Origin of the sequence: Novosphingobium sp. PC22D (assembly GCF_002556635.1) — a bacterium.
Taxonomy (GTDB): domain Bacteria; phylum Pseudomonadota; class Alphaproteobacteria; order Sphingomonadales; family Sphingomonadaceae; genus Novosphingobium.
Genome location: NZ_MWMO01000001.1, coordinates 148,730 through 164,601, shown reverse-complemented (window position 1 = coordinate 164,601; position 15,872 = coordinate 148,730). Strand labels below are relative to the sequence as shown.

Below are 15,872 nucleotides of genomic sequence, written 5' to 3'. Positions count from 1 at the left end.
CAGGCGGCTAGGCCTGCGCCAGCCGGGCGGCCCGGGATTCGACGCCGCGATCCTTCCCGCCGAAGAAAGGGGTGCGGGGACCTGCCCGGGCCGCCTCCGTCTGGCAGCGAAATCAGTCCTGAATCTCGAAGTTGCCGAGATTCTTGCCGCGGGGCTTCTTCTGGAAGTCCTGAATCTCGAAATTGCCGAGCCGGGCATCGTGCGGCTTGGAAGCCTTGAAATCCTGAATTTCGAAATTCCCCAGGCCGCCCTGGACCTGATCGAGGTCGGTGTCCGAGATTTGGGTCGCCTTGGCGTCGCTGGTGGCCTTCTTTTCGGTCATGTCAATCTCCATCATGGTTCGTGCGAACGGCGCTCGTGTCAGCGGCGCCGTCGATGGTGGTTAGAAGAGCCTCGCGCGCCGGGGATGTGGCAATTCCCACGCCACGGCGGGGCAATTGTGTGACTTATCTCACCCTCGCGACGCGCCGGTCCGAAGCGGGCCGCCGCCCGCCTCGAACACCGACCAGCCGGTGTGCCGCACGAGCCGCTCGAGCGCGCGGCGGCCGAGCAGCGAGTTGCCCTTGCTGTCGAGCCCCGGCGACCAGACCGCGATCGAAGCCGAGCCCGGCGCGATCGCGAGGATACCGCCGCCCACGCCCGACTTGCCCGGAAGGCCCACGCTGAAGGCGAAATCGCCCGAGGCATCGTAGTGTCCGCAGGTCAGCATCAGCGCGAGGATGCGCCGCGCGCGCTGCGCGGTGACGACCGAGCGGCCCGTCGCGGGATTGACCCCACCCGCCATGAGGTAGCGCCCGGCGAGCGCGAGCTGGCGGCAATCCATCGCCAGCGCGCACTGGTGGAAATAGGTGCCGAGCACCTTCTCGACCGGCTGATGGACATTGCCGAAGGCGCGCATGTAGTTTGCCAGCGCGACGTTGCGAAAGCCCGTCGCCTCCTCGCCGCGCGCGACTTCGTGGTCGATCACGATCGTGGCGTCGCCGACGAGTTGGCGCACGAAGCGCAGGAATTCGGCGATCGCCTCGCGCGGTTCATGGCGCGCCAGCAAGACGTCGGCGACGACGATCGCGCCCGCGTTGATGAACGGATTGCGCGGGATGCCGTGCTCGGTCTCGAGCTGGACGATCGAGTTGAACGCGGTGCCCGAGGGCTCGCGCCCGACGCGGCGCCACAATGCGTCGCCGACCATGCCGAGCGCCATCGTCAGGCTGAACACCTTGGCGATCGACTGGACCGAAAAGCGCGTCGCATGATCGCCGGCCACATATTCGCGCCCCTCAGCGTCGACCACGGCCATGCCGAAGCGGGCCGGATCGACTTTCGCCAGGTCGGGAATGTAGTCGGCGATACGTCCGCGCTCGGTCGCGGCCGCCATCTCGGCGACGATCTCCTCGACGATGTGCTGCAAGTCGGCCACGATGTCTCCCCCGCGCCTCAGTGCGCCCTCTCGCAGCGCGGCGCCATCGGAAAATGGGCTATGGCGAAATGACTTGCCGCGCGTCCCGGCTTGGCCGAACCTCGCTGGCGATGCCCCGCCTGTCGCCCTTCGCCGCCCTGCTGCTGCTCTCGCTGCCCGCCTGCGCGGGTTCCACGCCGCCGCGGCGCGAGCCCGCTCCCGCCGCGAGCCCCGCCTATCCGGGCGAAGCCACGCGGGTCCTCAGCGAGCGCGACGCCGCGAGGCTGCGCAACAACAAGGGCCTCACCCTGCAGTGGATCGACTGGAATACGCGCGGCAGCGCGGTGGTGACGCCCGGCCCCTTGTGGACGCTGCGCGGCGCGCAGGCCCAAGCGGGCGGCAAGGGGCGCCTGTTCCTCGACGGCGTCATCCTCGAGATCGGCGAGGGCTATTTCACCTTCCGCGGCACGATCCGGATCAGCGACACGCCCGATCCGGGGCGGAAATGCGAGGCCGACAAGACCTGGCACTTCGCGGTCACGCAGAACCGAAGCTATTACCGCCTGCGCGAATTCGAGTGGTGCGATTATCTGACGGACTACGTGGACCTGTATTTCTGAGCCCGTCCGCGCCCATCTGCGCGATCGCGGCGAGGCTGGCGCGGCGATAGGCGCCGCGCGCGTAGCGGAACGATCCGACGAAATGCAGGAAGCCGGTATCGTCGTGCCAGGGCTCGCCCCAGTAATTGACGTAGCGCGACGAGGGCAGGATGACCGGATCGGGCTCGTTGGCCAGGTGGAAGTTCGAGGCGATCTGCTCGGTTCCCCAGATCGTCACGTCGTCGGGTCCCACGAGCGAGGACAGAAGCTCGAGGAAATGCGCCGCGCGCGCGCGGCCCTCGCCGCCCGCCGCGAAGCCGGCGAAGCCTGAACAGCCGCGCAGATAGCGCCAGTCGCCGCCGGCCTCGGCGAGCCGCGATTCGAACCGCGTCTGCACGTGCCCTTCCTCGGGGCCTTGCGGATAGAGCCTGCGCGCGAACTCGGCGAGCGGCAGCGCGCCGACCTCGCCGTCGGTGCCGCCCAGGAACGCGAACGATCGGTTCGCCTCGATCGCCGCGATCACTTCGGGGACCGGGCCGAGCGTGACGGTGTCGCTGTCGAGCTGGATCCAGTATTCGCCGCTGCGGTGATCGAGGATCGTCAGGAACCGCTCCCAGGTCCCGCCGACCGGGAAGGCGCCGGTATCGACCGAGGCGATGGCGATGATCTCGGGCTTGCCGCAGTGATGATCGAGCAGCGCCTTGTCGCCGCCGGTGAGCGTGCCGTCGTCGAGGATCACGACGCGGCCGCGCCGCACCTGCTGCCACAGCGATTTCACCGCGACGATGTAGGGCAGCAGGACCTTGGTACCCATCATCGAGAACAGCACCACGCCGTCGTCGGCGGGCACGATCGGCGGCGCCGCGAGCACGCCGCGGATCGCGCGATTATGGAGCGCGGCGGCGATCGGCGTGCGCCAGCGATAGGGAAGCAGGTCGGTCAACACGGGCGAGCCCTAGCAAGAGGCCCGATAAGGCGCGGTTAACGCCGATGATGCCGCGAAGCTCGACGGACGCCTGACTCTTGCCGATGGGCGACATGGCTTCGCGCATCAAAGTAGATCATATGCGCTTCATCATTACAGACAAAGAAAAGATCATTGCTATGACCCGTTCGATTTCCAAAGTGACTAGCGCCGCTCTTGCGTCGGTGCTTGCGATGTCCGCCTTCGTCGTCACGACGAGCACACCCCCCGCTCCGGCTCAGCTCGTGCTGGCCGCGTCCGCGACGGCGGCGGCAAAGGCCGGCTGATCTTCCCCCGCGACAGACCCGGCCGGCACGATCGGCCCGCCTGCCCTCCCCCGGGCAAGCGGGCCGGTTTCGTTTGCGGGCGGCAAGCGCGGGCCCGTGCCGCAAGCTCAACAAGAATCCGACGGACGCCCGCTCCTAGAGCGGATTATCCAGCTCGATGATTTCCTCGTTGCTGGTGCGCTGGCTCGTCTTTTCCTCGCGCGGCGCCTGGAAGCTGGCGAGGACCGGCTTGTCGCGGCCGTAGATGTCGTCGAACGTCTGCAATTCGCCGTCGATCGACGAGGCGATGGTGAAGTAGGTGAGGTAAACCGGGAACGTCCGCGTCATCTCCACCTTGGTGTACTTGCGCGAATCGGAAATCTCGCGGACTTCCTGCGGGGTCTTCTGCGCGCCGAGGATCGCCATGGTCATGCCCAGCTCGACCGCGCGCTCGGTGCGGATGCAGCCGTGGCTGAAAGCGCGCACGTCGCGGTTGAAGTACTGCTTCGAGGGCGTGTCGTGGAGATAGATCGCGTGCGGATTGGGCATGTCGATCTTCATTAGGCCCAGCGAGTTGTTCTCGCCGGGTTGCTGGACGACCGAAACATAACCGTTCGCGCCCTTGGTTGCCTTGTAGCCGTTGGCGCGCGCCCAGCCGGGATTGTTGAGCACTTTGGCGCCCAGCCCCTCGCCCTTGACGATCGACTGCGGCACCGTCCAGGTCGGGTTGAACACGACCGCGGTCACCGTTTCGGCGAGCTGCGGCGTCGCGGTGCGCCCCGGCTTGCCGACGACCGTCTTGTACGTACGGATGATCTTGTTGTTGACCGTGAGCCGCAACTGGAACTCGGGCACGTTGGTCAGCAGGTAGGCCGAGCCGAGATCGCGCTTGAGCCAGCGCCAGCGGTCCATGTTGGCGCGAATGAGGTTGCGCCGCGCCTTGTCGGCCACGGGCGTGAGCGCCAGTTCCTGCTTGAGCAAGGCGTAGTCGGGCACGGTCGGCGCGAGCTTTTCGACAATCCCGCCGACGTCATGCATCGAGAGCGCCTCGGCCATGATCGCCTCGGTCGGCATCTCGTCCTGGTCGGGATCGACCGCGAACCACTGCTCGCGCGAGGTCATCGGTGTGCGGCCGTCGCGCAGGTCCTCGACCAGCCAGGCGAACGAGCGGCTGGCGACGCGGTCGAGCGCGTCACCCGGCCCGGCCGCGATCGCGGCGCGCAGACCCTCGGGATTGTAGTCGGCCGGAATCAGCCCCTCGGACCCGATCCCCTCGATCGTTTCGAGCAGCGTGACGGCCTCGGCGCGCGGCCAGACCATCACCGGCTCGCGAACCGGCACCGGCTGCACGACCGGCTCGGACATCGTCGTCGGCGTGCCGGGCAGCGGCGCCGGCGCCGCTTGAGGGGCGCTGCGCGCGGGCGCCCGGGCCGGAGACCGGGCAGGCTCGGCGGGCGTATCGAGATCCTCTTCCTCCCACTGGTCGACCGAGCCCGGCTCGATCGACTGGGCGGAGGCGAACGGCCCGGCGACGAGCGCGCAGGCCAGCGTGGTGGTCGAAATGAGCCGCAGACCTGCGGCAAGACCCTGTTTCATGATCGCGACCGATCGTCCTTCCATTTGCGCGAAGCGGCGCCCGGCCATCCGGACCCCGCTCGCTGATAGCCCCCGGCACCGCGCATCATCAAGGGTCGCGCCTTAGCCTGCGATGAATCGCTTGCCTGATTCCTGTGGGCACGCGAGAGACTGGGGCGGTCATGCAGGATCGCGGCGTCACCGTTCCCATCATCTCGGTCATTCTCGGCATCGCGGCGTTCTCCGCGATGGACGTCGCGATGAAGAGCGCCGCGATCGCGGCCGGAGTCTTTTCCGCCGTGGTCCTGCGCAACCTTTCCGGCGCGGCTCTGGCGCTGCCGCTGTGGCTCGCCTGGCGGCGCCGGGCGCTGCGCGGGAAGGTGTTGCGCCTCCACCTGATCCGCGCGGCGGTGGTCGCCGCGATGGCGCCGCTGTTCTTCTTCGGCATCGTGCGCATTCCGCTCGCCGAAGCGATCGCGATCTCGTTCATCGCCCCGCTGATCGCGCTCTACCTCGCCAGCCTGCTGCTCGGCGAGCGCATCCGCCCGGGCGCCATCCTCGCCAGCCTGCTCGGCCTCGTCGGCGTGGCGATCATCGCCGCGGGGCGGATCGGTCGGGGGGCATGGAACGAGGACGCCGCGCTCGGCACCGCCTCGATCCTGTGCTCGGCCGTCTTCTACGCGCTCAACCTCGTGATCCAGCGGCGGCAGGCGCAAGTCGCCGGGCCGCTCGAGATCGCATTCTTCCAGAACCTGCTCGTCGGGCTCATCATCCTGCCGGCCGCGCCCTGGCTGTTCGCCTGGCCCGACCCGGCTGCGCTGCGCACGATCCTGCTCGGCGCGGTTCTCGCCACGGTCGCGCTGCTGCTGCTCTCGTGGGGCTACGCGCGCGCCGAGGCGCAGGTCCTGTTGCCGATCGAGTACACCGGCTTCCTTTGGGCAGCGCTGTTCGGCTGGCTCGCGTTCGACGAAAAGGTCGCGCCCGGCACGCTCGCGGGCGCGGTGCTGATCGTCGCGGGCTGCATGATCGCGGGCCGCCGCCATACCGAACAGACCAGCGCCTGACCGCTTTTGCCTGCCGCATCGCACCATCGTCCGGGGTCGCGCCCCTTGACCTTGGCCCGGCGAGCGCGCATCGCCAACCGCGACGAATCCGCCTTGCCGCGGTGCAACACGCCGAGTTGGGCATGCACCGCAGGACAGGCATCAGCACGAAGGGGAACAGGCCCAAATGACCCAGGTCGGACAGGACACGCTCGGCACGCGCAGCACGATTACCGTCGGCGGCAAGGACTACGCGTACTATTCATTCAAGAAAGCGGCCGAGAAGATCGGCGACGTCAGCCGCCTGCCCTTCTCGATGAAGGTCCTGCTCGAGAACCTGCTGCGCTTCGAGGACGGCGGCTTCACCGTCTCGACCGATCACGTCAAGGCGATCGCCGACTGGCAGAAGAACCCGGTCACCGGGCAGGAGATCCAGTACCGCCCGGCGCGGGTGCTGCTTCAGGACTTCACCGGCGTGCCCTGCGTCGTCGATCTCGCGGCGATGCGCGACGCGATCGCCTCGCTCGGCGGCGAGACCAGCAAGATCAACCCGCAGGTCCCGGTCAACCTCGTGATCGACCACTCGGTCATGGTCGACGAGTTCGGCCATCCCAAGGCCTTCGAGGAAAACGTCGAGATCGAGTACCAGCGCAACATGGAGCGCTATGACTTCCTCAAGTGGGGCTCCAAGTCGCTCGACAACTTCTACGCCGTGCCCCCGGGCACCGGCATCTGCCACCAGGTCAACCTCGAGAACATCGCCAAGACCGTGTGGTCGAGCCAGGCCCCGGACGGCGCGATGGTCGCCTATCCCGACACCTGCGTCGGCACCGACAGCCACACCACCATGGTCAACGGCCTCGGCGTGCTCGGCTGGGGCGTGGGCGGAATCGAGGCCGAGGCGGCGATGCTCGGCCAGCCCGTCTCGATGCTGATCCCCGAAGTGGTCGGCTTCAAGTTCACCGGCGAGCTCAAGGAAGGCGTCACCGCCACCGACCTCGTGCTCACCTGCACCTCGATGCTGCGCAAGCACGGCGTCGTCGGCCGCTTCGTCGAGTACTACGGGCCGGGTCTGGCCGCGCTCAGCCTCGCCGACCGCGCCACGCTCGCCAACATGGCGCCCGAGTACGGCGCGACCTGCGGCTTCTTCGGCGTCGACGAGAAGACGATCGAATACCTGCGCCTCACCGGCCGCGAGGAAGAGCAGATCGCGCTGGTCGAGGCCTATGCCAAGGAGCAGGGCTTCTGGATGGAGCCGGGCGCGCCCGACCCGATCTTCACATCGACGCTCGAGCTCGACCTTTCGACCGTCGTGCCCTCGCTCGCCGGCCCCAAGCGCCCGCAGGACTGGGTCGCGCTGCCCGACGTCGACGACGTGTTCAACAAGGACATGGCCGAGGTCTACAAGCAGGAAGCCAAGCGCGTGCCCGTGGAAGGCAAGGACTTCGACGTGGGTGACGGCGACGTCATGATCGCCGCGATCACGAGCTGCACCAACACCTCGAACCCCAGCGTGCTCGTCGCCGCCGGCCTCGTCGCCAAGAAGGCCGACGAACTGGGCCTCAAACCCAAGCCCTGGGTGAAGACCAGTCTCGCGCCGGGTTCGCAGGTCGTCACCGACTACCTCGAGAAGGCCGGACTCCAGTCGCACCTCGATGCCATCGGCTTCAACCTCGTCGGCTATGGCTGCACCACCTGCATCGGCAACTCGGGCCCGCTCGCCGAGCCGATCAGCAAGGCAATCAACGAGAACGGCCTCGTCGCCAGTGCGGTGATCTCGGGCAACCGCAACTTCGAGGGCCGCGTCAGCCCCGACGTGCGCGCCAACTTCCTCGCCTCGCCGCCGCTGGTCGTCGCCTATGCGCTCAAGGGCACCGTGGTCGACGACTTCCTGACGACGCCGATCGGCACCAGCAAGGACGGCGCCGACGTGTTCCTCAAGGACATCTGGCCGACCAACCAGGAAGTCAGCGCGACGATGAACGCCTGCGTCGACCGCGAGATGTTCAAGGCCCGTTATGCCGACGTCTACAAGGGCGACAAGCACTGGCAGGCGATCGACGTCACCGGCTCGGAAACCTATCCTTGGCGCGCCGGCTCGACCTACGTCGCCAACCCGCCCTACTTCGAGGGCATGGAGATGACCCCGGCGCCGGTCAGCGACATCATCGAGGCCAAGCCGCTGCTGATCCTGGGCGATTCGGTCACCACCGACCACATCAGCCCGGCCGGCTCGATCAAGGCCGACAGCCCGGCGGGCAAGTGGCTGATGGAACACCAAGTCGCCAAGGCCGACTTCAACTCGTACGGCTCGCGCCGCGGCCATCACGACGTGATGATGCGCGGCACTTTCGCCAACATCCGCATCCGCAACGAGATGGTCCCGGGCATCGAAGGCGGCATCTCGCGCTATGGCGAGGAAGTCATGCCGGTCTACGACGTGGCGATGAAGTACAAGGAAGAAGGCACGCCGCTGGTCGTCGTCGCGGGCAAGGAATACGGCACGGGCTCCTCGCGCGACTGGGCCGCGAAGGGCACCAACCTGCTGGGCGTGCGCGCGGTGATCGTCGAGAGCTTCGAGCGCATCCACCGCTCGAACCTGGTCGGTATGGGCGTGCTGCCGCTGCAGTTCAAGGACGGTCAGACCCGCGAAACGCTGGGCCTGACCGGTGACGATGCCTTCACCATCAAGGGCGTCGCCGATCTCAAGCCGCAGCAGGACGTGGAAGTCGAGGTCACCCGCAAGGATGGATCGACCTTCACCTTCACCGCGCTGTGCCGCATCGATACCGCCAACGAAGTCGAATACTTCATGAACGGCGGCATCCTGCAATACGTCCTGCGCAAACTCGCCGCCTGACAGGCGCGGCGCCGGACGCCGGAACCGAAGGGCTCCGTCCGCGAGGACGGGGCCTTTTCCCGTTGTCGCAAAGCCATCGCGCCGATCCGGAAGCAAGGCGAGCGGGACCGGCCCAATAAAAAAGGGCGACGCTGCGCGCCGCCCTCGTCCCCGGTTCCGGCGGGAACTGGTGAGCCTCAACCGTCCTTGCGGCGGCTCAGCTTGCCGCGTCCCACGACCGCTGCCGCGGCCGCGCCGAAGAGGATCAGCATCGGCGGCGCAGGCACGTCGTGCGGGTTGTCCGGGTTGTCCGGATCGTCCGGGTCATGCGGGCCGTGAGGCGGCTTGTGCGGCTTGCCTCCGCTCGAAGACGAACTCGATGACGTCGACGTGGACGTCGAACTCGAAGTGGACGTCGAAGACGAGGTCGACGTCGAACTGGAGGTCGACGAAGAGGTCGAACTGCTCGTGCTCGTCGAGACGTCGCCCGACGAACTCGACGTGGTCGTCGAGGTGATGCCGCCGGTCGAGGTCGAAGTGGACGAGCCGCCGGTGGACGTCGAGGTCGAGGAACCGCCCGTCGAGCTTGATGTGGACGACCCGCCGGATGACGTGGACGTCGCCCCCGATGAGGTCGAGGTCGAACTGCCGGTGCTCGAATTGTCGATATCGATGTCGACATTGACGCCGCTGGAGGTCGAGGTGGTGCCGTCCGAGGTCGTGCCGCTCGACCCGCTGGTCGAGGTGGAGGTGGAACCCGTTGTGGTCGAGGAAATCACGACGCTGCCACTGCCCCCGCCGCCGCCGCCGAAGAAGCCGCCGAAGAAACCGCCGCCGAAGCCGCCGAGCGCGCCGCCGCCGATCACGACCGGCACACCGCCGCCGCCGCCGCTCACCACCTGGGGCGGCGCGGGCGGGATGTAGGGCGGCGGCATCGGCACCATCGCCATCTGCTGCTGGTCGCAGCAAGTCCGCTTGATGACCTTGCGCACCCGACGCGTCTCGCGCGGCGCTTCGGCCCGGCGCACGGCGCGGCGCGGCTTCGCTTCCTGAACCTTGGCCTGCTTGACCTGCTTGATCTTGCGATACTGGCCTGCCTTTGCGGGAGTCTCGGCGACGTGAACCGCTCCGCCGCCGACGATGGCGCATCCCGCCGCGCAGGCAGACAATTTGGCTAGGGCCGTCCGAACAGACATAAGCGATACTCTCTCGTTATCCAGCACGGCGAACGACCGCCGACCGGCACGTCCCCCCGAGACATCTGCCAACAGAAACGCAGAGAGAGGTTAAGGCGACAACGCCGTTAACCGTGATTCAACCGTCCCGAAGTGAGATTTTCGGTTAATTTTCCGTCGGCCGGCCCAGTCTGTCCCGAAACGGGACTGCGCCGACTGCAGAGTTAATGCCGACCGAGCTTAATCATTCGATATCCTGCTCGTCGCCGGAATCGAACAGTGGACCCGCGCCACCCGACGGCGGCGTGATTCCCAGGTGCCGCCAGCCGCGCTCGTTAAGGCAGCGACCGCGCGCGGTTCGCGCCAGCAATCCGAGCTGGATGAGGTAGGGTTCGATCACTTCCTCGATCGTATCGCGCGGCTCCGAAAGGCCCGCGGCGAGCGTTTCGACGCCGACCGGCCCGCCTTTGTAGATCTCGGCGATCATCCGCAGGTAGCGCCGGTCCTGCGCATCGAGCCCGAGCGCGTCGACTTCCAGCCGCGTGAGCGAATCGTCGGCGATCGCCCGCGTCACCACTTGCGAGCCCGCGACATGCGCGAAGTCGCGCACCCGGCGCAGCAACCGCCCGGCGACGCGCGGCGTCCCGCGCGAACGGCGCGCGATCTCGATCGCCCCGCCCTCGTCGATACCGATGCCGAGAAGCTGCGCGCCGCGCGTGACGACGTGCTGCAGCTCGGGCACGGTGTAGAAGTTCAATCGCACCGGAATGCCGAAGCGATCGCGCAGCGGGGTGGTCAGCAGGCCCTGCCGCGTGGTCGCGCCGACCAGCGTGAAGGGCGGCAGGTCGATCCGCACCGAGCGCGCCGACGGCCCCTCGCCGATGATGAGGTCGAGCGCCCGGTCCTCCATCGCCGGATAGAGCACTTCCTCGACCACCGGATTGAGCCGGTGGATCTCGTCGATGAACAGGACGTCGCCTTCCTCGAGGTTGGTGAGGAGCGCCGCGAGATCGCCCGACTTGGCGATCACCGGCCCGCTGGTGGCGCGAAAGCCCACGCCCAGCTCGCGCGCGACGATCTGCGCCAGCGTCGTCTTGCCGAGGCCGGGCGGGCCGAAGAACAGCACATGGTCCATCGCCTCGCCGCGCGACCTGGCGCTTTCGATGAAGACGCGAAGATTGTCCTTGGCCGCCGCCTGCCCGACGAAATCGGTGAGCGTCTTGGGCCGCAGCGCCGCGTCGGCATCCTCGGGCTGACGTGCGGAGGCGAGGAGGGGATTATCGGTCATTGGACTGGGGGGCTGCCGCCACGGATTTTCGATAAAATGCTCATGCACTTATCGGCCAACTCGCAAAGACTCTCCACGTCCTTTTGTAGATGCTCGACCGGCAAATACACGTCATAGAGCTGATTGTGTCGATGGCCTTTCGGGTCGCGCTGCCACTTCAAAAATCTGACTGCGCAAGTTCCATCCGTTCCAACATGAAATTCGGAGTAGCCATGAGCAATCACATTCCTGTCTTCCACTGACTTTTTGAATGCTGAAAGTAGCGGCCCCAAATCACCTTCAAATGGGGCTAAGGGACCGGAGGCCGCAAGAATTTTCTCTACACGATCAATCCTCTGGGAAACGCCGAACGGAAAAGTTCGATCAAGATGGTCATAGTGGTGGGAAGCAAGGCTCACACTGATGAGTTCTCCCAACATAAATTCGATTTGAGCAAAGCAGTGGATGAACCAACCTCTCAGGTGAAGCACTCGATCCACTTCAGGATGGTATTGCTCAAGTTCCGCGTTGTTCACCCCGCCGCCCTCTTCAATGCCACGCGAACCAGCGCATCGAGGCCCGCATCCTCGCCCAGCTCGTCGGCGGCGCGGGCGACGGCCGCGGTGGCAACGGCAGGCTTGAAGCCGAGGTTCTGCAGCGCCGAGACGGCATCGGCGCTGGCCGAGGCGGCGGGCGCGGCGGCGGCGCCCGGGCCCGGCACCGTGCCCGGCGCGGCGGGAAGGCCGCCCGCCTTGTCCTTCAACTCGTTGACGATGCGCCCGGCGAGCTTGGGGCCGACACCGTTCGCCCGTGCCACCATCGCGGCATCGCCGTTGGCGCAGGCCCGCTGCAATTCCTCGGTGGTGAGCGCCGAGAGGATCGCCAGCGCGACTTTCGAGCCGACCCCCTGCACGGCGGTGAGCAGCCGGAACCAGTCGCGCTCCGAGGCGCTGGCGAAACCGACCAGCCGCATGTCGTTTTCCGAGACCTGCAGGTCGGTGAACACGGTCGCCCTGTCGCCGCGCGCGCCCATGGCCTCGAGCGTGCGTACCGAACAGTGAACGAGATAGCCGACGCCCGCGACATCGATCACCGCCCAGTCGGGGCCGAAATCATCGAGCAGGCCGGTAAGCTTCGCGATCATGCTTTGTTCCTGCCGCAGCGCGCGCGGCGGGACAAGCCCCGCAATGCGGCAATCCCCCGCGCGCTGCGGTCCGTTGCATGGCTGGAACCGGGAGCACGTAACAAGGCCCGGCTCCTCCCCTTTCGCAAGGGGGGCCGGGCCTTCTCTCCCTAACTCAAAGCCCCGGGACGGGAATGTCGGCGGCGATGCTGCAGGCAAGCGCGCTCGCGCCGACCTGCAGCGCGATCTCGGGATCGCGCACCGATCCGGCGACGCGGATCAGATCGCCGAACGTGAGGCGGCTGCTGGCGTTGTAGTAGCGCGCGGCGTCGGTCAGCCGGTCGACCTGGCGGACACTCAGCTTGCCGCGCAGGAATTCGGCGGCGCAATCGGCCTTGACCGGGCTGAGGCCATAGCGCTGCAACGCATCGGAGATCTGGTACCGGCTGGCGGTACAGGCCGAAAGCGCAAGCCCCGCGACCGCGGCGCTCGCTACCAGTCTCAGGCGTCGCGTCACTCGGCAATCCCCTCGCTGTTCCGCTGTCCCAACGCGGCAGCGGCCGATTGGTTTCCCGATTTTCGCTCCACGCTCAGAAAGTTAGCCCCGCGCGCCGTGGACGTGCGCGATCGCCACCGCAAGCGCGTCGGCGGCGTCGGCGCCCGCCAGCCTGACGCCGGGCAGCAGCACCTTGAGCATCGCCTGGACCTGCGCTTTCTCCGCGCCGCCGGTCCCGACGATCGCCTTCTTGACCAGCCGCGTCGCATATTCGCTCACCGGCAGCCCGGCGCGGGCAAGCGCGAGCAGGCACACCCCGCGCGCCTGACCGAGCTTGAGCGTCGATTGCGCATTGGTGTTGACGAAGACTTCCTCGACCGCGCCCTGATCGGGCCGATGCGCAAGGATCACGTCGGTCAACTCGCGCTCGAGGTGGACGAGCCGCTCGGGCAGCGGCGCCCTGGGATCGGTGCGCACCTGCCCGTTGGCGACGTGCGACAGCCGGCTGCCCGACTTGGCGACGATCCCCCAACCGGTGCACGACAGCGAGGGATCGATGCCGATCACGAGCATGCAAGGTCCTCTCCGGCAGGGCGCGCGCACCGCGCCGGGGCGGCGGGGCGGACGGACCGCCGGCATGGCCGGGAATCGAGCGAACGAGCGAGGCGCCGTGCGAGCCTCGCCGCCATGCGGCGCATGGTTCCCCTCCCCATACCGGGGAGGACCCGGATCACCCCAGCTTCTCCATGACCTCGTCGGAGACGTCGTAGTTGCCCCAGACGGTCTGGACGTCGTCGTCGTCGTCTAGCGTGTCGATCAGCTTGAACAGCGTGCCGGCATCGCCTTCGGCGACTTCGACGGTGAGGTTGGGCCGCCACGCCAGCTTGACGCTTTCGGCCTCGCCCAAGGCTTTCTCGAGTTCGCCCGCGACTTCGTGGAGCGCGTCCATCTGGGTCCAGATCGAATGGCCGTCGGCGCTCGATTCGACATCGTCGGCGCCCGCCTCGATCGCCGCTTCGAGCACCTTTTCCTCGTCGCCGACGCTCGCGGGATACTCGATCAGGCCGAGCCGTTCGAAGCCGTGGGACACCGCGCCCGAGGCGCCGAGGTTGCCGCCGTTCTTGCTGAACGCGGTACGCACGTTGGTCGCGGTGCGGTTGCGGTTGTCGGTGAGCGCCTCGACGATGATCGCGACGCCGCCCGGGCCGTAGCCCTCGTAGCGCACTTCCTCGTAGTTCTCGGCGTCGCCACCGGTCGCCTTGTCGATCGCGCGCTGGATGTTGTCCTTGGGCATCGACTGCGCCTTGGCCGCGTTGACCGCGAGACGCAGGCGCGGGTTCATGTCCGGATCGGGCATGCCCATCTTCGCCGCGACGGTGATTTCGCGCGAAAGCTTGGAAAACATCGCGGAGCGCTTTTTGTCCTGCGCGCCCTTGCGATGCATGATGTTCTTGAATTTGGAATGGCCTGCCATGGTTCGCCTGGTCTTGTGCTGTTCTTGGAAAGTCGCGCGCCCTTACAACAAGCGGAGCGATCAGAGCAACCGCTGCCACCAGCCGACGTCGCGCCAGCCGCCCATCTTCCAGCCGACTTCGCGGTAGATGCCGACGGGCGTGAAGCCCATGGCCTCGTGCAGGCCGATGCTGCCGGGGTTGGGCAGAGCGATCCCGGCAAAGGCCGCGTGCAGGCCCCGGGCGGCGATCTCGGGCAGCAACCGGGCATAAAGCGCGCGGCCGACGCCCCGGCGAGCAAAGGCGGGATCGACATAGACCGCGACATCGCACGAAGTGGCGTAGGCGGCGCGCTCGCGGTGCGGCGAGGCATAGGCATAGCCGGCGAGCGCGCCTGCGACCTCCGCGACGAGCCACGCGTGACTCGCCCCGTGACGAGCGATGCGCGCGGCCATTTCCGCCGCGTCGGGCGGGTCGATCTCGAAGCTCACCCAGCCCTCGGTGACGAACGGCGCGTAGATAGCCGCGCAAGCCGGCGCGTCATCCACGCGTGCCGCCCGGATCGCAGGCTTCACACGACCACCGCCGTACCCGACGCGCTGACCATCAGCATCGAGCCGTTCTGGCCGAGCACTTCGTAGTCGAGATCGACTCCGATCACGGCGTTGCCGCCCGCCTTGGCGGCGTGCGCCTCCATCTCGGCGAGCGCTTCCTTGCGCGCGCGCTGGAGCACGTCCTCGTACTTGCCCGAGCGGCCGCCGACGATGTCGGTGATCGAGGCGAACAGGTCGCGGAAAAGGTTCGCGCCGACGATCACTTCGCCGGTGACGATGCCGCAATAGTCGCGGACGGGCTTGCCCTCGACGGACGGTGTGGTGGTGACGATCATGCGCGGTCCTCCGGTTGCTTTCGCCCGATCCTAGCGCGGGCGCGAGGCGAAAACCATTTGGCCACCATCGCCTGATAGATACGCGGCGATGATCACGGCTATGCCAATCGTCCTGCGCGCGTTCCTCGCCTTTCTGCGCCGCCCGCGCCTGCTCGAACCTTCGGGCCTGCGCGCGCCCGGCGCGCGCGCCGACTGGCTGGCGCTGCTGGCGCTGCACCTGGGCGTGCTGCTGCTCGTGGTCATGCCGGTCTACGCGCTGTGGATGAAGGCCTTCGGCCTGCCCGCGCCCGATTCGTTCGGCCAGGTCGATCCTGTGATCCTGCCGTGGATCGTCGTGATCGCAGCGCCGATCGCCGAGGAAGCGCTGTTCCGGGGCTGGCAGACGGGGAGGCCGCGCGCGCTCTGGCTGCTGGGCTGCGCGGCACTGGCGGCGCTGGCGGTGCTCGCCAACGTCATGGGCGCGAGCGCGGTGCTCGCGGGCGCAGTGCTCCTCGCAGCGATGGTCGCGGCGCCAATCGGCTGGGTCGCGCTGCGCCGCCGCGAGGCCCCGCGCTGGTTCGTCGCGGCGTTTCCCGCGATCTTCTACCTGGTCGTCGCCGCCTTCGCGGTGGTGCACGTGCTCAACTACCCCAGCGCGACGCTGCTCGGCCTGCCGCTGGTGCTGCCGCAACTATGGGGCGCCCTGGTGCTGGGCTATATCCGCCAGCGCATCGGCCTCGTCGCGGCGATGCTCGACCACGCCGTCGCCAACGCGGCGGTCCTGGCGCTGGCGATGCTGGGGAGCTGAGC

The 15,872-nt window shown here is 67.6% G+C and carries 18 protein-coding genes; 6 read left to right on the top strand and 12 right to left on the bottom strand.

Annotated elements, in window-relative coordinates:
* Positions 1-112: 112 nt before the first annotated feature.
* Both B2G71_RS00795 and B2G71_RS00790 read right to left on the bottom strand, forming a co-directional pair.
* Positions 113-322, bottom strand: a complete 210-nt coding sequence (locus B2G71_RS00795) for a hypothetical protein (RefSeq protein ID WP_141521453.1) — start codon at positions 320-322, stop codon at positions 113-115.
* A 129-nt stretch (positions 323-451) separates the two neighbouring features.
* Entirely contained in the window at positions 452-1,417 is a 966-nt protein-coding gene (locus B2G71_RS00790; protein WP_098103863.1) for a glutaminase, read from the bottom strand.
* 68 nt (positions 1,418-1,485) lie between these two features.
* Between B2G71_RS00790 and B2G71_RS00785 the strand changes: the two genes are divergently transcribed.
* Complete coding sequence (locus tag B2G71_RS00785; RefSeq protein WP_206049234.1) at positions 1,486-2,016, top strand: hypothetical protein; 531 nt, start codon at positions 1,486-1,488, stop codon at positions 2,014-2,016.
* Here the strand turns inward: B2G71_RS00785 and B2G71_RS00780 are convergent.
* On the bottom strand, positions 1,934-2,938 hold the full coding sequence (locus tag B2G71_RS00780; protein WP_098103862.1) for a hypothetical protein: 1,005 nt from the start codon (positions 2,936-2,938) through the stop codon (positions 1,934-1,936). The two genes, B2G71_RS00785 and B2G71_RS00780, sit on opposite strands and share 83 nt — an antisense overlap.
* 95 nt (positions 2,939-3,033) lie before the next feature.
* On the opposite strand from B2G71_RS00780, the gene B2G71_RS00775 reads away from it, so the two are divergent.
* Positions 3,034-3,246, top strand: a complete 213-nt coding sequence (locus tag B2G71_RS00775) for a hypothetical protein (RefSeq protein ID WP_141521452.1) — start codon at positions 3,034-3,036, stop codon at positions 3,244-3,246.
* A 135-nt stretch (positions 3,247-3,381) separates the two neighbouring features.
* On the opposite strand, the gene B2G71_RS00770 is transcribed toward B2G71_RS00775, so the two are convergent.
* Positions 3,382-4,821, bottom strand: a complete 1,440-nt coding sequence (locus tag B2G71_RS00770; protein ID WP_098104381.1) for a L,D-transpeptidase family protein — start codon at positions 4,819-4,821, stop codon at positions 3,382-3,384.
* Positions 4,822-4,982: 161 nt separating this feature from the next.
* Between B2G71_RS00770 and B2G71_RS00765 the strand changes: the two genes are divergently transcribed.
* The 3 genes from B2G71_RS00765 (at position 4,983) to B2G71_RS23955 (ending at position 9,606) form a co-directional block, all read left to right on the top strand.
* The gene (locus B2G71_RS00765; RefSeq protein ID WP_098103860.1) at positions 4,983-5,864 is read left to right on the top strand and encodes a DMT family transporter; all 882 of its coding nucleotides are present in this window, start codon (positions 4,983-4,985) and stop codon (positions 5,862-5,864) included.
* A gap of 166 nt (positions 5,865-6,030) precedes the next feature.
* On the top strand, positions 6,031-8,703 hold the full coding sequence (gene acnA / locus B2G71_RS00760; protein WP_098103859.1) for an aconitate hydratase AcnA: 2,673 nt from the start codon (positions 6,031-6,033) through the stop codon (positions 8,701-8,703).
* Positions 8,704-9,036: 333 nt separating this feature from the next.
* On the top strand, positions 9,037-9,606 hold the full coding sequence (locus tag B2G71_RS23955) for a hypothetical protein (protein WP_168176206.1): 570 nt from the start codon (positions 9,037-9,039) through the stop codon (positions 9,604-9,606).
* Between the two features lie 495 nt (positions 9,607-10,101).
* On the opposite strand, the gene ruvB is transcribed toward B2G71_RS23955, so the two are convergent.
* The 8 genes from ruvB to B2G71_RS00720 form a co-directional block, all read right to left on the bottom strand.
* Complete coding sequence (gene ruvB / locus B2G71_RS00750) at positions 10,102-11,145, bottom strand: Holliday junction branch migration DNA helicase RuvB (RefSeq protein ID WP_098103857.1); 1,044 nt, start codon at positions 11,143-11,145, stop codon at positions 10,102-10,104.
* Positions 11,142-11,660, bottom strand: a complete 519-nt coding sequence (locus B2G71_RS23605) for a hypothetical protein (RefSeq protein ID WP_141521451.1) — start codon at positions 11,658-11,660, stop codon at positions 11,142-11,144. The genes ruvB and B2G71_RS23605 overlap by 4 nt, the downstream gene beginning before the upstream one ends.
* Entirely contained in the window at positions 11,657-12,268 is a 612-nt protein-coding gene (gene ruvA / locus B2G71_RS00745) for a Holliday junction branch migration protein RuvA (protein ID WP_098103856.1), read from the bottom strand. Before ruvA ends, B2G71_RS23605 begins: the two co-directional genes overlap by 4 nt.
* A gap of 154 nt (positions 12,269-12,422) precedes the next feature.
* Positions 12,423-12,764 carry a hypothetical protein gene (locus B2G71_RS00740; RefSeq protein WP_098103855.1) on the bottom strand — a complete coding sequence of 114 codons (342 nt, stop codon included), beginning with the start codon at positions 12,762-12,764 and terminating at the stop codon, positions 12,423-12,425.
* An 81-nt stretch (positions 12,765-12,845) separates the two neighbouring features.
* Positions 12,846-13,316 (bottom strand): crossover junction endodeoxyribonuclease RuvC, encoded by a 471-nt coding sequence (gene ruvC, locus B2G71_RS00735; protein ID WP_098103854.1) that lies wholly within the window; start codon positions 13,314-13,316, stop codon positions 12,846-12,848.
* 157 nt (positions 13,317-13,473) lie between these two features.
* Positions 13,474-14,217, bottom strand: a complete 744-nt coding sequence (locus B2G71_RS00730) for a YebC/PmpR family DNA-binding transcriptional regulator (RefSeq protein WP_098103853.1) — start codon at positions 14,215-14,217, stop codon at positions 13,474-13,476.
* Between the two features lie 60 nt (positions 14,218-14,277).
* Positions 14,278-14,769 carry an arsinothricin resistance N-acetyltransferase ArsN1 family B gene (locus B2G71_RS00725; protein WP_098103852.1) on the bottom strand — a complete coding sequence of 164 codons (492 nt, stop codon included), beginning with the start codon at positions 14,767-14,769 and terminating at the stop codon, positions 14,278-14,280.
* On the bottom strand, positions 14,766-15,083 hold the full coding sequence (locus B2G71_RS00720) for a heavy metal-binding domain-containing protein (protein WP_098103851.1): 318 nt from the start codon (positions 15,081-15,083) through the stop codon (positions 14,766-14,768). The genes B2G71_RS00725 and B2G71_RS00720 overlap by 4 nt, the downstream gene beginning before the upstream one ends.
* A gap of 88 nt (positions 15,084-15,171) precedes the next feature.
* Between B2G71_RS00720 and B2G71_RS00715 the strand changes: the two genes are divergently transcribed.
* A complete protein-coding gene (locus B2G71_RS00715; RefSeq protein WP_098103850.1) occupies positions 15,172-15,870 on the top strand; it encodes a CPBP family glutamic-type intramembrane protease in 699 nt (232 codons plus the stop codon).
* The last annotated feature ends 2 nt before the right edge of the window (positions 15,871-15,872 follow it).